The 1,906-nt window shown below is 49.5% G+C and carries 3 protein-coding genes; 1 reads left to right on the forward strand and 2 read right to left on the reverse strand.

Annotated features, from left to right (window positions below; translation table 11 throughout):
* Positions 1–74: 74 nt before the first annotated feature.
* Entirely contained in the window at positions 75–371 is a 297-nt protein-coding gene (locus RMO27_RS04700; protein WP_309729693.1) for a type II toxin-antitoxin system RelE/ParE family toxin, read from the reverse strand.
* 127 nt (positions 372–498) lie between these two features.
* On the opposite strand from RMO27_RS04700, the gene RMO27_RS04705 reads away from it, so the two are divergent.
* The gene (locus RMO27_RS04705) at positions 499–993 is read left to right on the forward strand and encodes a hydrogenase maturation protease (protein ID WP_309729697.1); all 495 of its coding nucleotides are present in this window, start codon (positions 499–501) and stop codon (positions 991–993) included.
* Here RMO27_RS04705 and RMO27_RS04710 read toward each other — a convergent pair.
* On the reverse strand, positions 927–1,906 hold a 980-nt coding region (locus tag RMO27_RS04710), incomplete at its 5' end, for a fatty acid desaturase (protein ID WP_309729701.1). The two genes, RMO27_RS04705 and RMO27_RS04710, sit on opposite strands and share 67 nt — an antisense overlap.

A 1,906-nucleotide genomic window follows, 5' to 3' on the forward strand; every position in this document is an offset into this window, starting at 1 on the left:
CCTCAGACAGTTTTCACCAACAACATCTAAGATGGTTGATACTTTGATTGCAACAGCGATAGATTTAATAAATCCTATTCACCTTCGCAACTGGTTTGCACACTGCTGCTGTTGTCCCTCATAAACCTGCAAACCGCTGTATCGCGACGGGAAGTCTTCTGAGTCTTCTTCTGAAAAGAATGAAGAACGTAAACAGCATCCTCAAACCTAGCGACATAAAAAATACGGTAAGCATCATCAGTCCGAATTCGGATCTCCTCCACCCCTTTCCCCACCGTGGACATTGGCTTAAAATCCGAGGGAAAATCGCCTTGCTGAATAGATCGTAACTCAAACCCAGCCCGACGACGCGCATCATCGGGAAAGTCCATCAGATCTTCTTTCGCCGCACCAACCCATTCGATTGGTTTACTCAGTCATGGCTTGAATACTAGATCGGACTTCAAAATTTTCACATTCCATTCTAACGCCTATCGTTAGCTTACCAATATCATCAGGATGAATCCAGTTAGTATGAAAGTTTTCGTCATCGGTTATGGCAACACTCTCAGAGGTGATGACGGCATCGGCTACCAAGTCGCTGAAACCGTCGCCGAATGGCAACTTCCCCAAGTTCGATCGATTGCCGTCCATCAACTATTACCAGAACTTGCCGCAGACATCGCCGATGTAGATTTAGTCATATTTGTCGATGCTATTGTCACCCAAGATCGAGCGAAACCGGACATCACAATCACCCCTATCTTCGCAGGTGGTGACGAAAACTTTAGCACCCATATCATCACACCCCAGTTACTCTTGGGAATAACGCAAAAGCTGTATGGTGCGACCCCCGTTGCTTATCTACTCACGATTCCGGCGATCGATTTTACCTTGGGCGCAAACCTATCCTCGATCGCTTGTCGGGGCAAGGAATTGGCTCTAGATTATCTCAAATCTGCGCTTGAAATCGTTGGACAGTTTGGATCGATCGAAGCTACTGGTAGTGAGTAATGACGACCCCTGAGATCTTGAGGATTAACTACGCCAATCGTGGCGGGATGCCGATTTAGCTCGATCGTTTCCTGCACATAACCTTTGCCCTGAAGCATCAATGGTAAGTCATGCTGTTTGAGAACCGCCTGAATGAGATCGAATGCTGCGGGCAATTTATTGAAGGGTATATCTGGGAAGGCATGGTGGACGGCATGATAATTCAGTCCGCCCATCAGCCAACCAACCCAAGGATAGGTATCTAGATTACGACAGGCGTAGAGTTGCGTCAGTTGGTAGCCGCCAGTTTTTCCCCACATCCCATAGTGTTCCAATCGATCGCGCATCTGCCCGATCGCGCCGATGGTACGTTCCAAAATCAGCCCGAACAGCAGATAGCGACCGAGTTCACCCCGTTGACCAAAAAAGACCAGCAATCCACCTTGAATCGCCAGTATGCCCGTCAGATCGAGCCAAAGCTGCGTTCGCAATTGCGGCAGTACAGTTCTCAATTTCCAACCATGAATAAAGGTTTTGAGAATCAGCCCGATCCCACCTAGCACGAAAATATCCAACAGCCCTTGATGGCGGACATACCAGCGCAGGAGGGGGTTTGCCCGTTGATACTCGGCTTGTGTCCACTGCGCGCGCTCTGGGTCGCGCAAGTCGATCCCATTCCAGCCATGATGCAAGCGATGTAGCAGCGCATAGGTGCCATAGGGCCAGCACATCGGCCAAGTCGTCAAGCGGGGTGAGATTGTCTCAAACCACGACCATCCCGTCAGGGTGTGGTGAACCGAATCGTGACTACAGATAATCAAGAACGCATAACAGATGCCAGCGATTGCCGTAATCGCCATGAATGCCAAGAGATTGCTGACCGACCAGGCTAGAGCCATTAAACCGAGCACGATCGCGCCAAGCGTCACAAACC

Origin of the sequence: Chamaesiphon sp. OTE_75_metabat_556, assembly GCF_031378165.1 — a bacterium.
In the GTDB taxonomy this organism is placed as follows: domain Bacteria; phylum Cyanobacteriota; class Cyanobacteriia; order Cyanobacteriales; family Chamaesiphonaceae; genus Chamaesiphon.